The sequence below is a fragment of the Paenibacillus phytohabitans genome (genome assembly GCF_013141775.1).
GTDB lineage: Bacteria > Bacillota > Bacilli > Paenibacillales > Paenibacillaceae > Paenibacillus_AQ > Paenibacillus_AQ phytohabitans.
In genome coordinates this window covers 425,562-448,425 of sequence record NZ_WHOB01000059.1, presented here as the reverse complement: position 1 = coordinate 448,425, position 22,864 = coordinate 425,562, and the positions used below count along the sequence as shown (strand labels likewise).

Genomic DNA, 22,864 nt, shown 5'->3' with positions numbered 1-22,864 from the left:
AAATGAAGTATGTGCTTCCAAGGCAGCTTTGCGAAGTGAGATCAAGGAAGCCTATGCTATCACAACTTTTAGGAGGTCTTCCCGTGGCCATCAAACGTTATAAAATCACTGTCGTAGGTGCCGGATTCACCGGTGCGACTACGGCGCTTATGCTTGCCCAGAAGGAGCTTGGCAATGTAGTGCTTCTCGATATTCCCCAGCTGGAGAATCCAACCAAGGGTAAAGCACTCGATATGCTGGAAGCCGGACCTGTGCAGAAATTCGATGCCCAGATCACCGGAACCTCCAGCTACGAAGATGCAGCCGATTCCGATATCGTCATTATTACGGCAGGGATTGCACGCAAGCCCGGCATGAGCCGTGATGATCTGGTCAACACCAATGCGGGTATCGTAAAGTCGGTGTGTGAGAATGTGAAGCGCGTGGCCCCCGAGTCCATCGTGATCATTCTGAGCAATCCGGTCGATGCGATGACTTATGTGGCTTACAATGCGCTTGGTTTTCCAAAGAATCGCGTAATCGGTCAATCCGGCGTACTTGATACAGCGCGTTACTGTACTTTCATTGCCCAGGAGCTTAATGTTTCGGTCGAGGATGTACGCGGTTTCGTACTGGGCGGCCATGGTGATGATATGGTTCCGCTTGTGCGTTATTCCAGTGTGGGCGGTATTCCAATCGATACGCTGATTCCTGCGGAGCGCATCGCTGAGATTGTGCAGCGTACCCGTGTCGGCGGCGGTGAAATCGTCAGCCTGCTGGGTAACGGCAGCGCTTATTATGCACCTGCAGCATCACTGGTTCAGATGACAGAAGCAATCCTCAAGGACAAGAAACGGATTATTCCTGTAATTGCCCTGCTGGAAGGTGAATATGGTTACGATAATTTGTTCATGGGTATTCCGGCACTCCTGGGTGCAGATGGCATCGAGAAGATCTTCGAGCTGGAGCTTACGGCAGAAGAGAAGGCCGCTCTGGATAAATCAGCCGATTCTGTCCGTGCGGTCACTTCGGCAGTAACTGTGTAAGTAACGTTAGCGGAGCAGCTGCTGAAGCCCCTTTTTGCAGGCAGAGATTGGGCTTTGCTGCTATTTAATCCTACAATGTAATCGGAGGAGATTGATATGGACCGTATTTTCTTTTTCCTGCATATGATCGGCACACTGGCGCTTGGCTTCTATCTGGTATTGCCGTTTATTCTGAGCGGGACGGCGAAGCTGTCCGCCCCGGCGAAGGAAGGCACCTTGAGCGCCATCGGCGGCTTCAACCGCTTTGCCCAGTATGGACTAGTTATCCAGCTGTTGACCGGAGGCTATATGATGACCAAGGGTGACTATTCTGTCGCCTGGATGATCGTTGTTGTTGTGCTGCTCCTGGCGATGTTTGCGCTTGGCGGCATCATGAGCAGACCCCTGCGCCTGGCTGCGGCCGGAATGCGGGAGAACCGTGATGTCTCTGCCGAAACCGCGAAGATCCGGACCATGAGCCTGCTGCTGATGGTCGTACTGGTTATCATGATCTTTTTCATGGTGTACCGGCGCCTTATTTAAGGTTGGGCCCTGGTAAGCAGGAGAAACGGATAAACCAATGGCTCTGGCGGCTGCGGCTGCTGGAGCTTTTTTGTTGATTAAGAAACTGGAGCAGATCCGTCAGAGGACGAATGTATTCTTGTATCAGGAATCCCCACTGAATCCGCCGAAATTAGGCAGTATGGGGAAATTAAGTGGATAAATCCCTCTAAATTTTCCAAAAGTGGGCAGTATGGGTGAATTAAGTGGATAAATACCTCTAAATCTTCCAAAAGTGGGCAGTATGGGTGAATTAAGTGGATAAATACCTCTAAATCTTCCAAAAGTGGGCGGTATGAGGAAATTAAAGGGATAAATCCCTCTGAATCCGCCAAAAGTGGGCGGGAAGAGAAAATGAGGAGCATTGGTGCCCCCGAATCGGCCGAAAGTGGGCGACAGGCAGGAATGAGGGGCATTAGTGCCCCTGAATCCGCCAAAAGCGGGCGGGAAGAGAAAATGAGGAGCATTAGTGCCCCTGAATTCGCCAAAAGCGGGCGGGAAGAGGAAATGAGGGGCATTAGTGCCCCTGAATTCGCCAAAAGCGGGCGGGAAGAGGAAATGAGGGGCATTAGTGCCCCTGAATCCGCCAAAAGTGGGCGACAGGCAGGAATGAGGGGCATTAGTGCCCCTGAATTCCCCGGGACTGCCCCGGGAGTAGTCTGAGTGGAGCATTATTGAGCTGGCCTTAATATCTGCATGAGCTGCATAGGCCGCATAAGCTCCGGCTTTATTCAGCCGTTAGGGCGAAGATAAACCCCACAACTTGTGGGGTTATTTTACATGGAAAATATATTTATGGAATCTATTCCCACCGGTCATTCGTTCGGCTAAACTGATAATGGTTAACTAGAAAAATTTAGAAATACATAGATCCCGGGGAGCGTGTATGGAATGAATTTCAGAAGTATTGTAACCGTCGGTCTGAGTCTTTGTCTGGTGCTTGGATCGTCCGGCAACAGCTATGCAGCCGCAGACGGAACTGCCGGCACAGATTATGAAGGGCACTGGGCACAGAAGCAGATTAACAGATGGCTTGAACAAGGATGGCTGACAGGATTTGCAGACGGGTCAGTGAAGCCGGATCAGGAGATCAGCAGAGCAGAATTCGTAACGCTTATCAATCGTTGCTTCGAGATTACAGACGGGAGAAAAGCCGCGGTCTTCAGCGACCTGCCGAAGACAAGCTGGGCATACGGCGAGTTCTCCAAAGCGATAGGAGCCGGTTACATTGAAGGCTATGAAGGTGCGGTTCGTCCTAATGCGCCTGTTACGCGCCAGGAAGCGGCAATGATTATATTCAGGCTGATGAAGTTTGAGACCCCTGCTCAGGAGGCTTTGTCCCAGTTCAGTGACAGTGATCAAATTGCAATCTGGAGCAGATCCGAAGTTACGGCAGCGGTAAATGCCGGAGCAATGAAAGGTTATCCTGACGGAAGATTCGCTCCAGCCAAGGCTTTGACCAGGGCTGAGGCCGTTTCACTGCTCGACAATTTCACGATTCCGGTTGGTGGCGGCATGCCGGATGCAACGGTGACTACTCCAGCCGTATTGGGAGCTTCTGATCCGACTGCTATAAGGGATTATAAGAATGTCACGATATCCACCTACGGCGTTACTCTACAGAACCTGTTGATCCACGGCGACCTGCTGCTGGATGAAGCGATTGGCGGAGGGGAGGTTACTCTGACCAATGTGGAGGTCAAAGGTAAGGTCATTGTCCACGGGGCTGACTCGGTGCATCTCAAAGACTCGGCCCTGAAACAGATAATTGTGCAGAAAAAGAATGGAACCGCCCGTCTTGTAGCCGAAGGCTCAACTCTTGTGACATCGGTCTCTGCACAGTCCGGTGTTGAGCTGGAGGAGGGCGGCGGAGCCGGAGCGGGCTTTACCGAGATTAACCTGCCGGTAAGTCTTCCAGCGGGGACCCTGGTGACGCTTAGCGGCATTTTTGGAGCGGTGAACATTGAAGTCAAAGGGTCAGTCCTGCACCTGAAAAAAGGCTCGGTAAGCACACTTAATGTGGCTGCAGCAGCGGTCGGACTCAAGGTGGAGCTGGATCAAGGCACAACGGTTACGCGGGCTATTCTGAATGCGGCAACGAACGTTACGGGGGCGGGACGGGTTCTGGCTGCTACTGTGAACGAGGGGGCGAAGGGGTCTTCCTTTGCCAATAAACCGGCAAGTCTGGACGGCAGCCAGAAGGATTCCATCACCATCTCCGCAGCGTTACCGGCGGTGGCATCAAGTGGCGGCAGTAACGGCAGTAATGGTGATAGTGGCAGTACTGGCGGCAATACAACAACTCCGGCAGCACTTCCGCTTATAAGCGGGATTACGGTAACCCAGGGACCCGAAAATATGTACACCAATTCAGCCGCTGTACTGTTGAATTTTGAAGGGCTGTCCCCTGATATTCGGGCGGCTGCAGATCATCCGGGTTATTATTTTACAGCGGCCGCAGAAGCTGTCCCTAATCCGGTCAATGTGTATACCCGTCATCTGCCGGATATGTCGGTAAGATTCTCGTTCCCGGTCAGTCCCGAGCATCTTAAAGATTATATGACGATTATTCTGTATGATCGTAGTAATAAAGCTATCGGATACAACGTGGTTAAACTGGACCTGAGCGCGAAGTATGCAGTGCTTAACGAGCAGGCGATACGCTTCACCAGCGGAGTGGGGATTACGAGAGACGTGAGGGATGGACTTATACGTGACCGGATCGCCGTGGACGGTGAGTGGATTGCGCAACATCCTGAAGCGAAATTTTATTCATATATAGCTAATACTCAGCTTCCGTACATTACAAATGCCGCAAGGGATTTCAATATCAAACATGTTTCTTCACAGATTCTGTATCTGGAACAAGTTACAAATGATGTGTATGGCATATCCATTGAGAGCTTTGCTGACTATGCAGCGCCATTCTACACGGTACCTGATTTCCAGGAACAGTATATGATAGTGTTCTATGACGATAAGATGAATGTGGCTGGATATTACCAGGGGGCAAGTGTGCTGACCGATCAGCAGGCTGCGGATACTGTAGCTTACAAGATCAATCAACTGCCCGCAGCTGCGGCCTTAACCTTGGCGGACAAGGAAGCTGTGAACTGGACATACGGTAGATACACGGGCTTGACGGATGCGCAGAAAGTGCTGCTGGAGGTAACGGCGGCGAACAAAATTATTGCATTGAAGGCAGCTGCGGATCAGCTATAGACAGAATTACAGAGAACCATACTGGGCATATTAAAATGAAAAAAAGGCCGTTTTCCTCGTGAAAAGCGGCCTTTAATCAAACTATATAACCTCTATTTCGATACGATCCTGCCCTCCATCATCACAAATCTGACTTTCCGGAGATTGTCTATATCCGTAAGCGGGTTGCCCTCAATTACAAACAGATCCGCCTTCTTGCCCGGTTCAATCGTTCCAATCTCAGGTGCCAGATTGCAGATCTTCGCACCGGTTGAAGTGGCGGCTGTGATAATCTGCATCGGGGTGAGCCAGAAACCGTTCATTACTTACCGTAACAACCCTTCCAGCTCAAAAATGCCGTGCTCCTGAAAGTCAGCGATAATCTGCGGTGACAGCAGGGCGTTCATTTCGCTCACGGTGCACCAGCGGTAATCGGTATGCTCTTCCGAGAGCTGGATTTCGCCACGGGCTGCGCGGCATAAATAGGTGATAATCACTACCTGTCTAGCAGGGTCCGTGAGCAGGGTCACCGCATAAAGGATACGTTCTGTCGTAACCGCCAGTCCGGTTTCCTCAAGAATTTCTCTTTCCAGTGCAGCCTCCAGGCTTTCACCGAATTCGATTTTGCCTCCGGCACATTCCCAGCTTCCGGCACCTGCAGAATCGGCGGCAGCCCGCTTGACGAGCAGGATTCTGCCCTGATACAGGATGACACCTTTGACGGCAACGATGATGGTTTTTGATTTTTTGGACATGAGGATAACTCTCCTTCTACAGGCTCTATAATGGACCGGGAACGCGTTGGACTGAAGATTTTTTGTTTGGCCGGCTTCCCTATGTGGTAAGTAAAATAACGTAAAGCGATTTTTGCTAGGCAAGTATGATGCATAAACACCAGACTTTTAGCCAACCTAACATGATTAGTAAAACAGTATAACGGTACAGCGAAAGGAGAATGGATTATGCCAGACACCAGCAAACAACCCGTCAAAACCCTGCCTCCGCAGGTACAGGACCAGCAGCCCGGAATTGAAAGCGAGATGAACCCGCTTCCGGAGTTTGAAACCTCGGCTTACAAGGCAGCAGGCAAGCTGCTGGGCAAGGCCGCGCTTATTACCGGAGGGGACAGCGGAATCGGGCGTGCGGTTGCCGTTCATTTTGCCAAAGAAGGCGCAGATGTGGTGATATCCTATCTGAATGAGCATGAAGATGCGGAAGAAACCAAACGCCAGGTGGAGCAGGAGGGTCGGAAGTGTATTCTGATCTCCGGTGATATCGGGGTCGAGGCCTTCTGTCAGGATCTGATTAATAAAACCATTGAGGGACTCGGCAAGCTGGACATCCTGATCAACAATGCGGCAGAGCAGCATCCGCAGGATAAGATTGAGGACATTACCGCCGAGCAGCTGGAGCGGACGTTCCGGACGAATATATTCTCCATGTTCTATCTGACCAAGGCAGCGATGCCCCATCTCAAAAAAGGCTCCACGATCATCAACACTACGTCTATCACGGCGTACCGCGGCAGCCCGCAGCTGCTGGACTATTCGTCCACCAAAGGAGCAATTCTCAGCTTCACCCGCTCCCTGTCGATGAATCTCGCAGACCAAGGCATCCGCGTGAATGCGGTAGCACCGGGCCCGATCTGGACGCCGCTGATTCCGTCTACGTTTGACGCGAAGAAGGTCAGTGAATTCGGCGGCACCCAGCCGATGAAGCGTCCGGGACAGCCCGAGGAGCTGGCACCGGCTTATGTATATCTGGCCTCCGATGATTCCTCTTATGTGAGCGGACAGGTCATGCATGTGAATGGCGGCGAGATCGTTAACGGCTGACCATTGGCACTGCTTTGTAAGCCGGATAAGTTTATACTGGTTTAAAGAATCAAACGTTCAACAGATGAAAAGTCAGCCGGAAGGCTGGCTTTTTTGCCGCTTCATCCGCTTGGAGCAAATGATTGAATCTATTAAAGAATAGCTCTTACAGGAATAATATGCTAATATACAAACTGCAAGAACAATAGAATATGAACGATCACTAGGGGTGCCGCAAGGCTGAGACGAACATATCTGTTTGGACCCTTTGAACCTGATCTGGTTTATACCAGCGTAGGGAAGTGGAGAATGAATAATGCAGCAGGGGTAACGGTTTACCCGGTATTCCTGCTTATATTCCGGACTGCTTCCTGATACAGGGGGCGGTCTTTTTGTATTTTCCGGAATGCCGTATAGAGGGGAAGGTGAAGGTGCTGAAAGAAATCCATTTGATCTCGGACGGGAGGCTGAATCCGGAGCAGTTTGCGGGGCTGGCTGCTGCAGTACATACCATGGTGGATTATATCCATCTCCGGGAAAAAGCCCTGTCCGCACGGGAGCTTCTGGCTGCCGCAGAGCGGTTGCTGCAAGCGGGGGTTCCGCCCTCAAAGCTGGTTATTAATGACCGGATTGATGTGGCTCTGGCAGCAGGGGCAGCCGGCGTCCAATTGGCCTGGCACAGCCTGCCGCCTGCCAAGGCGCGCGGCATTGCCCCGGGCCTGCGGCTGGGCAGGTCGGTGCATTCCCCGGAGGAAGCGGCACGCGCCGGACAGCAGGGAGCGGACTTTTGTCTGTATGGACATGTATTCCCCACGGCCTGCAAGCCCGGACAGCGGGAACGGGGCCTGGCGCAGCTGGAATTGGCCGTCCGCTCCAGCAGTATACCGCTGATTGCTATCGGAGGCATCACACCGGGCAATACCGGAATCGTTCTGTCGAAGGGGGCTGCCGGAATAGCCGTAATGTCCGGGATATGCGGAGCGACGGATCCTGCTGGCGCCGCTCAGGCTTACAGATCATCCGTTCAGGCCGCAGCATATGCTGAAGTCCTGAATGAAGCTCCCTTACCGGGCAAAGGAGGTGAACTGGAATGAATTTGACCGTTAACGGACGCAGAGGAAGGTATGAAGAGAGCTGCCGGACGCTGGCTGATCTTCTGGCCCGGCCTGAGTGGACCGGGAAGCTGGTTATTGTGGAGCTGAATGGGGAGCTTGCCGGCAGAGAGGTTTATGAAGATACATTGCTGAATGAAGGTGACCGAGTTGAGCTGGTTCATTTTGTCGGCGGAGGCTAGCGAAGGTAACTGTGTGTGCGGTGTGCGGTAGACGCAAGAATGCCAATACGCAATTAAGATAAAGGCAACGACTTATCACAGGAGGCGATATGATGCAGGATCCTTTGATTATCGGAGGAGTTACTTTAACGAGCAGACTGTTCATCGGGACCGGAAAATACAGCCGCAACACTCTTATTCCCGAAGTGATCGCCCGCTCGGGTTCACAGGTCATTACGGTTGCCCTGCGCCGGGTAGATCCGGAGAGCAAGGACAATATTATCAGCCATATTCCTTCTCACATGACGCTGCTGCCCAATACCTCCGGTGCGCGCACCGCAGAAGAAGCCGTACGCATTGCCCGGCTGGCAAGGTCAGCGGGGCTGGGAGACTGGGTGAAGATTGAGGTTATCAATGATCAGAAATATCTGCTGCCGGATAATACCGAGACGATCCGAGCCACGGAAATCCTAGCTGCGGAGGGTTTCATTGTTCTGCCCTACATGAGTCCTGATCTGTCAGCCGCACTCCGGCTGAAGGCGGCCGGAGCTGCAGCCGTCATGCCACTGGGAGCGCCGATCGGCTCTAACCGCGGGCTGCAGACCAAGGAGCTAATCCGGATTCTGATATCAGAAACGGGTCTGCCCATCATCGTGGATGCCGGTATTGGCAGACCCTCTGAGGCTGCTGAGGCGATGGAAATGGGCGCAGCCGCTGTGCTGCTGAATACGGCAATTGCCACCGCCCGGGACCCGCAGCTGATGGCGGAGGCCTTCCGCGAAGCGGTGTCGGCGGGGCGGAAGGCCTATCTGGCCGGGCTGGGACCGGTGGAAGAGACAGCCGCAGCTTCTTCGCCGCTGACCGGATTTCTGGCCTGACTGATGCTGTTTATGAAGAGGGAGGAAGGACATGAGCTTTTATGATAGGCTGACCCGGCTGGACAAGCTTCCCTACGAGGGGGTATGGAAGCAGTATACTGCGCTTGATGTGAAGCGGGCGCTTCGTCTGGAGCAGCTGGACGAGGACGGGGTGATGGCTTTGCTGTCACCGGCAGCGGAGCCTTACCTCGAAGAGATGGCGCAGAAAGCCCATAGATTGACACGTGCTCAATTCGGTCATGTGATGCAGCTGTTTACACCGATGTATCTGGCTGATTTCTGCGTCAACCATTGTACCTACTGCAGCTTTAGCTCTATCTATGATTTTCCGCGCAAAAAACTGACACTGGAGGAGGTCCGGCGGGAAGCGGAGACGATCGCAGCCACAGGGCTGCGCCACATTCTGATTCTGACCGGAGAATCCCGGAATGAAAGTCCGGTCAGTTATCTGAAAGACTGCGTGGAGGTGCTCCGCGGCTATTTCTCTTCAGTCAGCATTGAAGTGAATCCGCTCACTACCGAAGAATACGCTGATCTCAGACAGGCAGGAGTAGACGGTCTGACGCTGTATCAGGAGGTCTATCATCAGGAGACTTACCGCCAGCTGCATGTGAAGGGTCCCAAGCGGGTGTACCGCAACCGTCTGGATGCGCCCGAGCGCGGCTGCCTGGCCGGATTCCGCTCGGTAAATATCGGAGCCCTGCTGGGAATGTACGAATGGCGTCAGGAGGCTCTCGCGACTGCACTGCATGCCAGGTACTTACAGGACAAGTATCCGGAGTGCGAAATCGGTTTGTCCATTCCCCGTTTTCGGCCGTACCTGGGGGAATTTAATCCTGCGAGTGATGTAACCGACCGTGCGCTGGTGCAGATTATCCTGGCCTATCGCCTGTTTCTGCCGCGTTCCGGTATTTCACTGTCCACGCGGGAGCCGGCAGCCCTGCGCGATCATCTGGTCCATCTCGGCATCACCAGGATGTCTGCAGGGGTATCCACCGAAGTAGGCGGACATTCTCTGGAGGGCGGCACCCCGCAGTTTGAAATCTCAGACAACCGCAGCGTGCAGGAGATTAAGGAGATGCTCGAGGAAAAAGGGCTGCAGCCGGTGTTCAAGGACTGGGACAGCCTGGATGAGCCGTTAGCTATGCCTTAACTTGATGCAAATAACCCGCCGTGAGGCGGGTTATTTGCATTGCAGGGCCAAACGGACGGTGCGATGCTGCATTCTTCAAGAGGCCGCACGGTTTCCGGCTAGTCGGCTGGCTTCTCAGGACTCATACTTGAAGACAGCTCGTCCAGAGACAGCTCGAAGCCCGGAGCCATATGGGTAAGGAAATACTCCATCTCCGGCAGGGCGAGCCCGTGCAGCTTCGCGGCCGTCTGCTCCCGGGCGGCCGCGAATTCGCGGTTGCCTGCGGCGGTTTCCCAGACGCATTTCAGATAGGCGTCGAGCACATCCGCCGCCTTGACGTAGCGGAGCAGTCCGGCATCCTCGGAGCCGGGCGGGCTGTCCTGCGGCTGCAGGAGCGGCACATAGACTGCGCTCAGCTCCGGCGGGATCATCGCCGCGAGGCGTTCAGCGGCGACCCGCTCCATCTCGCGGAAGCTGGACAGCAGAAGCGGGTTGTTATGCTTCACCGGCGTGGCGATATCGCCGGTGAATACCTCGGTGGCGTCGTGGAACAACGCCATTGTGGATGCGCGGTCGGCGTTCAGCGACCGGCCGAAGTGGACATTGCCTATGGTGCACAGCATGTGCGCCAGCAGGGCCACCTGGAACGAATGCTGCGCCACGTTCTCGGGGGCGGTGCTGCGCATGAGGCTCCAGCGCTGGATATATTGCAGCCGGTAGAGATAGGCAGAGAAATGGTAGTTCAATTTTTAAGTAACCCCTTTCATGAGCGGCTTAATATGATATGATAATAACTAATTGTAACAGAGTTAGGGCAGCTTGAAACAGATGGAGAGGAGACTGAATGAAGATGCAGCATTTTGAAGACAGCATTTATAATCTGATCGTAGAGACCTCCACGAATTTGCCGGGTGATGTCCGCCGGGCGGTTGCTAAAGGGCGTGCGCTGGAAGACAAGGCGACCCGCTCCGGACTGGCGCTGACCACGATTGCCCAGAATATCGGCATGGCCGAGCTCCAGGTATCGCCGATCTGCCAGGATACAGGGATGCCGACTTTTATAATTCATACGCCGGTAGGCGTGAATCAGATAGAGATGAAGAAGGATATTCATAGCGCGATAATCCGGGCGACGAAGAACGGCAAGCTGCGGCCCAATTCCGTAGATTCCCTTACAGGCGAGAACAGCGGGGACAATCTGGGTGCAGGCACGCCGGTGATTCATTTCGAGCAGTGGGAAGAGGAAGGCATTGATGTAAGGCTCATTCTGAAGGGCGGCGGCTGCGAGAATAAGAATATTCAGTACAGTCTCCCGGCAGAGCTGGAGGGGCTGGGCAAAGCCGGACGTGATCTTGACGGCATCCGCAAATGTATTCTTCATTCGGTCTATCAGGCGCAGGGTCAGGGGTGCAGTGCAGGCTTCATTGGCGTAGGCATCGGCGGTGATCGTACAACGGGCTATGAGCTGGCCAAGAAGCAGCTGTTCCGCAAGGTCGAGGATGTGAATACCACCCAAGATCTGGGTAAGCTGGAAGATTACATTATGGAGAATGCCAACAAGCTCGGCATCGGCACGATGGGCTTCGGCGGTGAAGTTACGCTGCTGGGCTGCAAAATCGGGGTGATGAACCGGCTGCCGGCGAGCTTTTTTGTCTCGGTAGCTTATAACTGCTGGGCCTTCCGCCGTCAGGGAATACTGGTAAATCCGGCAACCGGGGACATTAAGGAATGGCTCTATGAGAGTGGCACAGGCATTTCTGTAGAAGGGGAAGAAGCCTTAGTGCAAGTAACTGAACCGGTAGCGGTCTCTGCTGCTGACGGCATTTCGCAGGGCATGATTCCAGAGGATGCAACGATTCCTGCGGCTCCGGCCATCTTGTCAGGAACTGGGGAAGCTGCTTCTGATGCTGCTATCCCGGGTAATGGCCAGGTAATCGAACCTGCAGCCGCAGGCTCCGCCATATCGGGTGGTTCGCGCGAAATCCGCCTGACCACGCCGATCAGCGAGGAGGATATCCGCAGCCTGCGCGTTGGTGATGTAGTTATTCTCTCCGGCGAGATGCACACCGGCCGCGATGCCCTGCACAAATATCTGATGGATCACGACGCTCCCGTGGACTTGAACGGTGCGGTCATCTATCACTGTGGTCCGGTCATGCTGAAGGATGAAGAGGGCTGGCATGTGAAGGCTGCCGGTCCAACCACCAGTATCCGCGAGGAGCCTTATCAAGGCGATATCATTAAGAAATTCGGCATCCGTGCCGTAATCGGCAAAGGCGGGATGGGCCCGAAAACGTTGAAGGCATTAGGCGAACACGGCGGCGTCTATCTCAACGCCATTGGCGGTGCAGCCCAGTACTATGCAGAATGCATCAAGAAGGTTAACGCGGTTGATTTCATGGAGTTCGGAATTCCGGAGGCCATGTGGCATCTGCAGGTAGACGGATTCGCCGCTATCGTCACCATGGATGCGCATGGCAACAGCCTGCATGCCGATGTGGAGAAGGATTCCGCGGCCAAGCTGGCCCAGTTCCGGGAGCCGGTATTTAAATAAACTGCTTAGCAATGCTCCCTGTGACAGTGATTTGTTGGATGATATGAATCAAATAGTATATTTATTCAGTGATAGTAAGACCTCTTTCAGTTTGATGAAAGGGGTCTTTTTGCGGTGTGGCTCTGAATGAAATCGAAACCGGTGCCTGTCCGCGGAGGAGCATGCTGCCGGCTGATGCTAAACGGGGGATTCTCTGCGTATTGCAGAGTCGTTATCCTATATGGGATACGGGTTCTGAGGAAGAACAATTTATATGTCTTGACAGCGCATACAAGTCCATGTTAATTTTTAGTGGGGAAACCGGTTTCCCTGAAATGAGTAAAATGAGGCTCTAGACGGTAGCTTGTTCTTTTTGGCAGAAAGTGTTGTGCATACGCATTTATGAGAGGGAGATGAAGAATGAAACGTAAACATTGGCTTATCCCCGTCCTTATCACATCCATGGTTCTTTCGATCACGATTAATTTATTTGTTCTGCCTCCAGTTAAGGCTGAAGCGGCCAGTATCGGCACGGTTACAGAGAATGACACGATTTATCAGATTATGGTTGACCGTTTCAATGACGGAGACTCCTCCAATAATGCCACAGGAGCCGCCATCCGCTATGGAGAGACCTCTGAAGAAGATTTTCGTTATATGAAGGGTGGAGACTGGCAGGGGGTTATCAATAAGCTCCCCTATATTCATAATATGGGCTATACGGCGATCTGGATCTCTCCGGTTGCCGAACCGCAGATGACCAACCGGGAGAATAACGGGACAGGGAAGAACACAGCCTACCACGGCTACAATGTCAAAGATCCCAATGCGGCCAATCCTTATTTCGGTACAAAAGAGAAGCTGAAGGAGCTGGTAGATTCAGCGCATGCGCTCGGAATCAAGGTCATCATCGACGTCGTTCCGAACCATATCGGCGACTATATGCTGGGTACCCAGGCTTATTATGATATACCTGCCTTGCAGCCGGTTGCCCCTTTCAATAATCCGGCCTGGTATCACCATAACGGGGATATCAACTGGTCGCTGGCAGACGGAAGATATGATCAGTGGGCCCAGGATTATTTGGAGAATCACGATCTGGGAGGACTGGATGATATCGACTTCGATGTTCCTGCCGCCAAGCAGGCCATCTTCAGCTCGATTAAAGGCTGGTTTGATTATACAGGTGCGGATGGTGCCCGCGTTGACGCGGCCAAGCTGATGAAGCCGACGGATATCGGGGAGCTGCAGACGCTGCTGGGCGTGAACACCTTCGGAGAGAATTTTGACGGCAATGCCGAATTTGTCTCCCGCTGGGTCGGCAGCAGCAAGGAATGGGGCATGCTTGATTTCCCGCTGTTCTTCTCCGTGCTGAATAGCTTTGCTTACGGCCAATCCTTCGATTCCAATATTAAGAGTACACTGGCTCTTGATTCCTATTACAACGGCAATGCGAATCATATGGTTACCTTCATTGATAATCATGACCGCAACCGCTTCCTGACAGAGGCCGGAGGCAGTGTAGAGAAGCTGCAGAATGCCTTGTCCTTCATCTTCACTGTGCGCGGAACCCCGGTGGTGTTCCAGGGTACGGAACAGAATAAGGGCAACGGGAACGGCCAGATTATGACTGGCGGCATTGCCGATACGTGGAACCGCTGGTCCATGGTGAAGCGTGATGCAAGCGGCAACGTGGTGGAGAATTATTTCAATGAGAACGCCAGCACCTACAAGCATGTAGCCAAGCTTAATGAAATCCGCAAAAACAACCCGGCTCTGCGCACCGGCACCCAGCGTGAAATGTGGTCTGCCCAGAACCTGTACGCGTTCTCCCGCCGGATTGACAGCGGGACCAATGTGGGACAGGAAGTCATCTCCGCATTCAGTAATGCTTCGGGCGGATCGCAGACCGTTACGATTCCGCTGCGCGCCGAAAGTACTCTGACTGTGGGAACAGTACTGATTAACCAGTTGAACACCTCAGACACGGTAACCGTACAATCCGGCGGGGCAACCGGGAAGCAAATTACAGTCACACTCAGTGCGAACTCCGCCAAAATCTACTCCAAGACGCAGCCAATAGTTGATACCCAGGCGCCGTCTGTTCCGGCGAATGTAACAGCCACTGTGCAGAATGCCTCCAGTGCGCTTGTGACCTGGACGGCTTCCACCGATAATGTCGGGGTTACAGGTTACGAGATTTACCGCAATGGGGTCAAGATTGGGATCTCGGCCACTACCTCTTACACAGACAACGGCTTATCTGGCAGTACGAACTACTCGTATACGATAAAAGCGTATGACGCCGCCGCCAACCTCTCGGCATTCAGCGCGGCTGCACTGATCGTCACGCCTGCCGGAAATAGTGTGACGATCTATTACAAGCAGGGCTACACCACACCTTACATCCACTACCGCCCGGCTGCGGGAACCTGGACGACATCGCCGGGCGTAGCAATTCCTGCGGCTGAAGTGGCAGGTTACAACAAAATCACGATCAACATCGGTGCGGCCACCCAGCTGGAAGCCTGCTTCAATAACGGCAGCGGCACCTGGGACAGCAACGGCGGCAGCAATTATCTGTTCGGTACCGGTACCTGGACGTATATTCCGACAGGAACGATCCAGGCAGGAGGGCCGGCTGTTCCGACCGCATCACCGACAGCGACACCAACGGTGACGCCAACGCCAACGCCGACCGCAACACCAACACCAACAGCTACACCGACCGCGACACCGACAGTAGCACCTACCGCTACGCCAACAGTCACACCGACCGCGACACCAACGGTTACGCCGACAGCAACTCCGGTGCCAACCGCCACTCCGGTAGGGAATACAGCGACGATCTACTACAAGAATACGGCCTATACCAACTCCTATATCCATTACAAGCTGGATGGGGCAAGCACTTGGACGACCTCGCCGGGCGTGCAGATGCAGGCATCCACATTCAGCGGCTACAAAGCGATTACCATCGAGCTAGGAACCGCGACCGGACTTACTGCAGCGTTCAATAACGGCAGCGGAACCTGGGACAGTAATGGCGGCAGCAATTATCACTTTGGCGCAGGCAGCTCAAGCCTTGTGGGGGGAAGCCTTACCACCGGAGAGCCTCAGGCGGACAGCGTGACCTTCCGGGTCACTGTTCCGGCCACCACTCCAGCGAGCGGGCCTGTCTATCTGACCGGGTCGTTCAACAGCTGGAACGCGGCTGACCCCGCATACCAACTGACCAAGGGCAGTGACGGTGTATACTCCATCACCTTGAACCTCCCGGCAGGAACGGCAGTGACGTATAAGCTGACGCGCGGCAGCTGGGCTACGGTAGAGACAGCATCAGGCGGAGCAGATATTGCGAATCGTGCGCTCACACCGGCGGGCGGCGCACAGACCGTCACGCTGACCGTGCAGCGCTGGAAGGATCAATAAGGAATGACAGGGGGCAAAGGATGAATTCCGGCGCCCCCGTTCTTTTAAATAAGCTGATGTGGTTGAAGAGAGAGGAGCTGGTTGCTTATGAAGAAATCCAGGTATTGGCGCAAAATCACAGCCCTGCTGCTGGGCATGCTTCTGATTGTTCCGGCAACAGTCACCAATGTCTCGGCAGATATTGCCGCTACGCATGTGTACCACAACCATATGCCGAATTTCTGGGCGTACTATGACTTGAATTCCTATAATTCCGCTTCTGTGGGCAGCCCGATCCGCTATACGTATGATGGTGAAGTCATCCAGTTGAAGCAGAACCCTCCTGCGGGATATACCTATTATTTGCCGAACGGTTCCCCGATGCCGCATGATGATCTGGTCTCCTATTATTCACATCACGCCAAGACAGGGGCGTACTTAACCTGGCCCTGGAGCGTGGCTAACACGCTGCACAGCAATTATCCCCAGGCGCAGATGCATGTTACAATGTCCGGATCTGTTGTAAATAACGTGAACAGCATTATTCAACAAGATAATGTAAGCGGATACAATAATCCGGCTTGGGGTACTCCCTGGAAGACCGCCGTCGATCAGCTCAAAACAACAAACGGCAGCAACATGCTCGATCTGATCCATTTCTCCGGGCATCACTCTATGGGTCCGCTGGTCGGCAACGACTATTTGCTCAAGGATATGATCTATCATGGAGCCACATTGGCCCAGCCTTATTTTCTCGGAAGCAGCTACAAGTCTTCTAAGGGGTTCTTCCCGACAGAGCTGGGTTTCTCTGAACGGATAATCCCCGTCCTGCAAAAGCTCGGCATTCAGTGGTCCGTAATCGGCAACAACCATTTCTCCCGTACGCTTAAGGACTATCCGCTGCTGAACAGTCCCGGCACGGATACGATGGTCTCACCGCCCAACCGCAGTGATCTGCAGAATGTCAGCACCGTAGGCTCCTGGGTGAATGAACCGATGTTCAACGAACAGCAGGTTGTTTACAACAAGTATCCTTTTGCCTCCACTGCCCATTGGGTCCGTTATGTGGACCCGGCAACCGGTGCAGAATCCAAAGTGGTCGGCGTTCCGGTTGCACAGGCGCAGTCATGGGAAGAAGGATATCTGGGCCAGGTAAAAGCAGATGTGCTTAAGCCGTATGAGAATTTGGTCGCGCAGAAGCAGATTTTTGTGGTCGCGCATGACGGGGATAATTCTTCGGGCCGTGCAGGTTCCGAGGAGACCTGGCGCAATGCCGGGAATGTGACCTATGCCAGCAGCGGTGTTACCGGTATGGGAATTGACGAGTATCTGCGCAATAATACACCAGCCGCCTCCGATGTAGTCCATGTTCAGGACGGCTCATGGATTGATACCCGGGATTCCTCCTCCGATCCGACCTGGTACCACTGGCATCTGCCGTTCGGCATCTGGAAAAGCCAGTTTGCCAGCTTCAATCAGGTGAACGGCACCTCTTATGCGCCGAAGAAGAATCTGTCCGGTGTCGAAGAAGGCATGACTGTATCGTTCGAGAAGGGGTACCACTATCTGGAGCGTAACTTCGCCCTGCTGCAGGCTTCCCTGAATTATGCCAAGACAGCCGAGCAGATCTGGCTGGATGAGCATCCGAATTACTGGAAGCCGGTCAATCCGATTGACCGCGAGGTGACTTATGAGGGCAATCAGCTCAACCCTTGGATGATCTCTTATCCGGTAAAAGGGAACACCTCAAGCGATTATGCCGGCGGCGCCAATCCGGCTGAATTGGCCTGGTATTTCCTGCTCCCGGCGATGGACTCCGGCTTCGGTTATTACGACGAGAATGTGGATGACAGCGTGAAGCCTGCTCTGTCCTTCAACCAATCGCTGTATTTCTCCAAGCCTTATGTTACGCAAAAGCTGGCCAAAGACAAAACAGGCCCCTCCGTATGGTGGCCGCAGCGTTACCCGTACAATCCGGGCAGCGCCAATGTCAGCAAGGCGGAGGGCTGGACGCTGCAGCATTTCAATAATGTATTCTCCATCTATACCTACGCTTTCGACACCAGCGGAATCAGCGATATCAAGGTGAAGGTCCGGGCACACCGCGACAAGACGGCAGATGCTGCGGACAATACTTTTAAGGTCTATGACCCGGCGGGTCTGGCTGCAGCAGGAATATCCAATATTGACCCTGCCAAGGTCGGTGCTTGGACGGAATACCCGATGACGGTCCGCGACCTTAGCACCGATATCAACGGGGTCGACTGGCAGCCAAGCAGCAAGGCCATCATGCAGAAGGTTCCGGTTACGGACATTGGCAATCTGTATTTCAGTTATATCTCGGATTATCGTGACCAGCTGGTGGACTACTATATTGAAGCCACAGACGCTAAGGGTAATGTAACGAAAAGCGATATCCAGCAGGTCTATGTCGGAGCCGGCAAATACACATTGGCAAACGGAAAATATACCGAGAGCATGCAGGGAACCGTTGAGGGCACGCATCCGTTTATTACCGATGTGCCTGCAGTTCCGGACACGGAAGCCCCGTCTGTGCCGGCTAATCTTCAGGCAGCTGTGGTCAATGCCTCCTCGGCCTTGCTGACATGGAATGCAGCTACCGATAATATCCGTGTGACAGGGTATGAGATCTACCGCGATGGCATCAAGATCGGCACATCACCGTCTGCTTCGTATACAGACAGCGGCTTGTCCTCCTCTACGACTTATGAATACAAGGTCAAAGCGTATGACGCTTCGGGCAATCTGTCCGGACTTAGTGCAGCAGCAGTGGCCACAACACCAGCGGGGAATAATGTGACGATCTATTACAAGAAGGGCTACACCACACCATACATTCACTACCGTCCGGCTGCGGGCACCTGGACGACAGCGCCGGGTGTAGCGATTCCTGCGGCTGAAGTGGCAGGCTATAACAAAATCACCATCAATATCGGCTCCGCCACCCAGCTGGAAGCCTGCTTCAATAACGGCAGCGGAACCTGGGACAGCAACGGCGGAAGCAATTATCTGTTCGGCACCGGCACCTGGACCTATACCCCTACCGGGCAAATCCAGGCTGGCGCCCCGGCTGTTCCGACGGCTACGCCGACCGCGACGCCGACCGCGACGCCGACCGCGACGCCGACAGTGGCGCCAACGGCGACGCCGACAGCGACACCGACGGCTACGCCTACAGCGGCACCGACGGCCACGCCGACAGCGGCACCGACGGCTACGCCGACAGCGGCGCCAACGGCCACGCCTACAGCGGCACCAACGGCTACGCCGACAGTGGCGCCAACGGCTACGCCTACAGTGGCACCGACGGCTACGCCGACCGCGACTCCGGTGCCAACGGCCACGCCGGTGGGCAATACGGCCACGATCTATTACAAGAATTCGGCCTACAGCAATTCCTATATTCATTACAAGCTGGATGGGGCAACCGTCTGGACGACCTCGCCGGGCGTGCAGATGCAGGCATCCGCATTTAGCGGTTACAAGGCGATTACCATCCAGCTCGGAACCGCAACAGGCCTGACTGCAGCTTTTAATAACGGCAGCGGAACCTGGGATAATAACGGCGGCAGCAATTATCACTTTAATGTTGGCAGCTCGAGTCTGACCGGCGGAAGTCTTATCACCGGAGAGCCGCAGGCAGACAGCGTAACCTTCAGGGTGACCGTTCCGGGTTCTACACCAGCATCCGGGCCAGTCTATCTAACGGGGTCTTTCAACAGCTGGAATGCAGCAGATCCGGCGTACTTGCTGACTAAAGGCAGCGATGGTGTATACTCCATCACCGTGAGCCTTCCGGCAGGAACAGCAGTGACATATAAGCTGACGCGCGGTAGCTGGGCTTCGGTGGAGACCGCATCCGGTGGGGCAGATATTGCGAACAGGTCGCTAACTCCGGCGGGGGGAGCACAGACCGTCACGCTGACCGTGCAGCGCTGGAAGGATCAGTAATTTGGACTGCATTCCGTGCACGAAAAGTTGGTTCATCTAATTAGAAGCTGAAAGAAATGATCTCTCTTAACTACACTTTAGTTAACAACCCCACAAGGTGCCAGTAGTCGCTGGTGGGACTAGCGCAATATTTCATTTCTTTCTTCACACCTGATTAGCTACCGGCAGAATTGAGACTCTAAAGAAGCTCTGAAGGCATAATTGTTGTATGTTTTACAACTTTGAACCCTAGATATCTGGATGTGCGGAAGGATTGTTGTATGAAATACAACAATTCTCCCGCTAAACATCTTGTAGAAGGGAAAATGTTGCATATAGTACAACAATTTTGAATTTTGGCCAATATAATGAAGAAAATGTTGTATTTTATGCAGGATTTTATAAAAACCTATCTGATCTGAGCTCACTAAGCGGTTGCATCGGTATTTATTGCTGATTAATACCAGTTAAAGGAAGAATATTGGTCCATAGACTATAAAGTGTGTTAAAAGAATCGCTCCTTTTAAATGGTGTGTGGTCCAGCCATTTAAAAGGGGCGATTTCTTGTCTTCTATTATTTTATGGGGGGATTAAGGATTGGAGGGTTGATGGTTGATGGTTGAGGGTTGATGGTTGAGGGTTGGAGGGTTGGAGGGTTGGAGGGTTGGAGGGGTGGAGGGGTGGAGGGGTGGAGGGTTGGAGGGTTGGAGGGTTGGAGGGTTGGAGGATTGGAGGATTGGAGGATTGGAGGATTGGAGGGTTGGAGGGTGGAGGGTTGAAGGTTGAAGGTTGAAGGATTGAAGGTTGAGGTTGAGGTTGAGGTTGAAGGTTGAGAGGTTGAGAGGTTGAGAGGTTGAAAGGTTGGAAGGTTGGAGGAGTGAAGGTTGAGAGGTTGGTGGGTTGAGATTTGAGGGTTGAAGGGTTGAAGGGCTGTGGGTTTGAAGCTTCCAAGGGTTTAAAAGGTCTACAGGTTTCCCGTAACTCCCCCTCTTAAACAGCGGAGCGGACGGACTGATTGTGGAGAAGCGATAGCGTTCGCCTTTGTTCACGGATTTTCACCGCTAAGGAGAATAAATAAAATCCGGGAACAACAGCGATCGGAACAACGGTCCGTTTGCGTAGCGTTCACAGCAAGTTCAAACGTCCCTCGTACTCCAATCAGAACAACGGTTCGTTTTACACTCCGTTGATAATCGCCGCCGGAACTGGTATTTTGCCGAAAATGGAGGTAGGATGTTCACAAGGACACAATGATAAGGAAGAGGACTACTACTGATGAAACCGTTCCGCGTTCGGCTTACATTCATACTCATGGCCCTGATCGGGATATCCATGACCGGGGCTGGCATTACAATGGCCCAGCTGTTTAAGGACTCACATATTTCCGTACTGGAAGAAAACATGTCCCGGGAAATAAATCTGCTCTCCGGCACGTTTACGTTCAAGGATATGCACAGTCCGGACGCCATGGATTATTATACAGACCAGGCAAGGACGATATCCACACTGACAGGATCGCGCATCACCTTCATTACGAAGGAAGGCCGGGTGATTGGCGATTCGGAGCGCAATCCGCTGGAAATGGACAACCACTCCACCCGGGAAGAGGAGCTGCTCGCTGCGAAAGAAGGGATTGGCCGGGCAATCCGCTACAGTGATACGCTGGACCGCGAAATGCTCTATGTAGCTGGTGCGGTAGTCTCGGACCAGGGCTTCGACGGATATATCCGGCTCTCCATGGGACTGGACGCAGTGACGGAAGGACTGAACCGGGCGTGGATGATTATGGCCGGGGGACTCGTGCTGCTGTTTATTGCGGCCACTTTTGTGAGCTATAAGGTAGCCTCCAGCATGACCTCACCGCTAGAGCAGATTACCAGAGTTGCGCGGCGTATCACCGATCTGGATTACGATGCCCGTGTGCCGATGAAGCGCAAGGATGAGATCGGCCAGCTGGCGACAGCGATCAACGCGATGGCAGACAGTCTGCAGGCCCAATTGAAGACTATCCGCGACAACGAGGATCTGCTGCAAAGCGTACTTGATAACATGACCGGCGGGATCGTGATGATTAACGCTGAAGGGGAGATTGCCCTGCTCAACCGTGCGGCAGAGCGGCTGCTTGATGTGAAGAACAGCGAGATGACCGGGCATTCCTACAAAGAGATCAAACATCATTATGAGCTGACCCGGCTGATTGAAGAAGGCGTATCCCGTAATGAACCGGTCCATGAAGAGCGTATTATCTATAATCCGGTGGAGCGGATTGTACGCCTGGACGGAGTGCCGATGATTCAGGACGGCTCCACCCGGGGAATGCTGTTCCTGCTGCAGGAGGTGACGGAAATCCGCCGTCTGGAGAAAATGCGCAGCGAATTCGTCGCGAATGTCTCCCATGAGCTGAAGACCCCGGTAGCTGCGGTAAAAGGCTTCGCCGAAACCCTGCTCGGCGGAGGCGTTACGGATGAGAAGACGGCACGTTCGTTCCTGCAGATTATTTATGATGAGAATGAACGGCTCAACCGTCTGATCGGAGATATTCTGGAATTATCCAAAATCGAATCCAAACGCGTCCAGCTGGACTGCTCGCCGGTTCATTTGATCGAGTTCTTCGATTCTGTGCTGGAAACACTCAGCAAGGTGGCGGAGAAAAAGAAGATCACCTTGAGCTCGGATGTACCTGCGGAGCTGTTTATCGAGGGGGATGAAGACAAGCTGCGCCAGATCTTCATGAATCTGCTCTCGAATGCGATTAACTACACGCAGGACGGGGGAAATGTAAGGGTCACCGTAGTCAACGTTCAAAAGGCAGACGGAACGGAGAGTGTGCGCTTTACCGTGAGCGATACGGGCATGGGGATTCCGCGCAAGGATCTGCCGCGGATCTTCGAGCGCTTCTACCGGGTGGACAAAGCCCGCTCCAGAAGCTCCGGCGGAACCGGCCTGGGCTTGTCCATCGTGAAGCATCTGGTAGAGCTGCACAGAGGATCAATTACGGTAGAGAGCGATCTGGGCATCGGCAGCTCTTTTATCCTGGAATTACCGCTGCTGCAGGAAGAGAACGAGTAACCTGCAAGCAACGATTCAATTCTGGCAGGACATCCGT

General features: G+C 53.5%; 15 protein-coding genes and 1 riboswitch. Of the genes, 12 read left to right on the top strand and 3 right to left on the bottom strand.

Going from position 1 to position 22,864, the window contains the following annotated elements; genetic code table 11:
• The first annotated feature begins 83 nt into the window (after positions 1–83).
• From mdh to GC101_RS19920, 3 genes are all read left to right on the top strand, one after another.
• Positions 84–1,025, top strand: coding sequence for a malate dehydrogenase (gene mdh / locus GC101_RS19930; protein ID WP_039307689.1), 942 nt, complete (start codon positions 84–86; stop codon positions 1,023–1,025).
• 96 nt (positions 1,026–1,121) lie between these two features.
• Positions 1,122–1,547 (top strand): hypothetical protein, encoded by a 426-nt coding sequence (locus GC101_RS19925; RefSeq protein ID WP_039307717.1) that lies wholly within the window; start codon positions 1,122–1,124, stop codon positions 1,545–1,547.
• Between the two features lie 909 nt (positions 1,548–2,456).
• Positions 2,457–4,787 (top strand): S-layer homology domain-containing protein, encoded by a 2,331-nt coding sequence (locus GC101_RS19920; RefSeq protein ID WP_171718641.1) that lies wholly within the window; start codon positions 2,457–2,459, stop codon positions 4,785–4,787.
• Between the two features lie 92 nt (positions 4,788–4,879).
• On the opposite strand, the gene GC101_RS19915 is transcribed toward GC101_RS19920, so the two are convergent.
• Positions 4,880–5,089 (bottom strand): amidohydrolase family protein, encoded by a 210-nt coding sequence (locus tag GC101_RS19915; RefSeq protein WP_171718640.1) that lies wholly within the window; start codon positions 5,087–5,089, stop codon positions 4,880–4,882.
• 3 nt (positions 5,090–5,092) lie between these two features.
• Positions 5,093–5,521 (bottom strand): NUDIX hydrolase, encoded by a 429-nt coding sequence (locus GC101_RS19910; protein WP_171718639.1) that lies wholly within the window; start codon positions 5,519–5,521, stop codon positions 5,093–5,095.
• Positions 5,522–5,728: 207 nt separating this feature from the next.
• On the opposite strand from GC101_RS19910, the gene GC101_RS19905 reads away from it, so the two are divergent.
• The 5 genes from GC101_RS19905 (at position 5,729) to thiH (ending at position 9,884) form a co-directional block, all read left to right on the top strand.
• Entirely contained in the window at positions 5,729–6,601 is an 873-nt protein-coding gene (locus tag GC101_RS19905) for an SDR family oxidoreductase (RefSeq protein ID WP_171718638.1), read from the top strand.
• A gap of 194 nt (positions 6,602–6,795) precedes the next feature.
• Positions 6,796–6,898: riboswitch (TPP riboswitch) on the top strand.
• A 113-nt stretch (positions 6,899–7,011) separates the two neighbouring features.
• Entirely contained in the window at positions 7,012–7,674 is a 663-nt protein-coding gene (locus GC101_RS19900; RefSeq protein WP_336099959.1) for a thiamine phosphate synthase, read from the top strand.
• The gene (gene thiS / locus GC101_RS19895; protein WP_076242751.1) at positions 7,671–7,874 is read left to right on the top strand and encodes a sulfur carrier protein ThiS; all 204 of its coding nucleotides are present in this window, start codon (positions 7,671–7,673) and stop codon (positions 7,872–7,874) included. The genes GC101_RS19900 and thiS overlap by 4 nt, the downstream gene beginning before the upstream one ends.
• 92 nt (positions 7,875–7,966) lie before the next feature.
• Entirely contained in the window at positions 7,967–8,731 is a 765-nt protein-coding gene (locus GC101_RS19890) for a thiazole synthase (RefSeq protein ID WP_171718692.1), read from the top strand.
• Positions 8,732–8,762: 31 nt separating this feature from the next.
• On the top strand, positions 8,763–9,884 hold the full coding sequence (gene thiH / locus GC101_RS19885) for a 2-iminoacetate synthase ThiH (RefSeq protein ID WP_171718637.1): 1,122 nt from the start codon (positions 8,763–8,765) through the stop codon (positions 9,882–9,884).
• Positions 9,885–9,982: 98 nt separating this feature from the next.
• On the opposite strand, the gene yfbR is transcribed toward thiH, so the two are convergent.
• Positions 9,983–10,609 carry a 5'-deoxynucleotidase gene (gene yfbR, locus GC101_RS19880; protein WP_171718636.1) on the bottom strand — a complete coding sequence of 209 codons (627 nt, stop codon included), beginning with the start codon at positions 10,607–10,609 and terminating at the stop codon, positions 9,983–9,985.
• Positions 10,610–10,713: 104 nt separating this feature from the next.
• Here yfbR and GC101_RS19875 point away from each other — a divergent pair, with 104 nt between their 5' ends.
• The 4 genes from GC101_RS19875 (at position 10,714) to pnpS (ending at position 22,827) form a co-directional block, all read left to right on the top strand.
• The gene (locus GC101_RS19875; protein ID WP_171718635.1) at positions 10,714–12,417 is read left to right on the top strand and encodes a fumarate hydratase; all 1,704 of its coding nucleotides are present in this window, start codon (positions 10,714–10,716) and stop codon (positions 12,415–12,417) included.
• A gap of 399 nt (positions 12,418–12,816) precedes the next feature.
• Entirely contained in the window at positions 12,817–15,828 is a 3,012-nt protein-coding gene (locus tag GC101_RS19870; RefSeq protein ID WP_171718634.1) for an alpha-amylase family glycosyl hydrolase, read from the top strand.
• 87 nt (positions 15,829–15,915) lie between these two features.
• Complete coding sequence (locus GC101_RS19865) at positions 15,916–19,779, top strand: carbohydrate binding domain-containing protein (RefSeq protein ID WP_171718633.1); 3,864 nt, start codon at positions 15,916–15,918, stop codon at positions 19,777–19,779.
• 1,254 nt (positions 19,780–21,033) lie between these two features.
• On the top strand, positions 21,034–22,827 hold the full coding sequence (gene pnpS, locus GC101_RS19860) for a two-component system histidine kinase PnpS (RefSeq protein ID WP_171718632.1): 1,794 nt from the start codon (positions 21,034–21,036) through the stop codon (positions 22,825–22,827).
• The last annotated feature ends 37 nt before the right edge of the window (positions 22,828–22,864 follow it).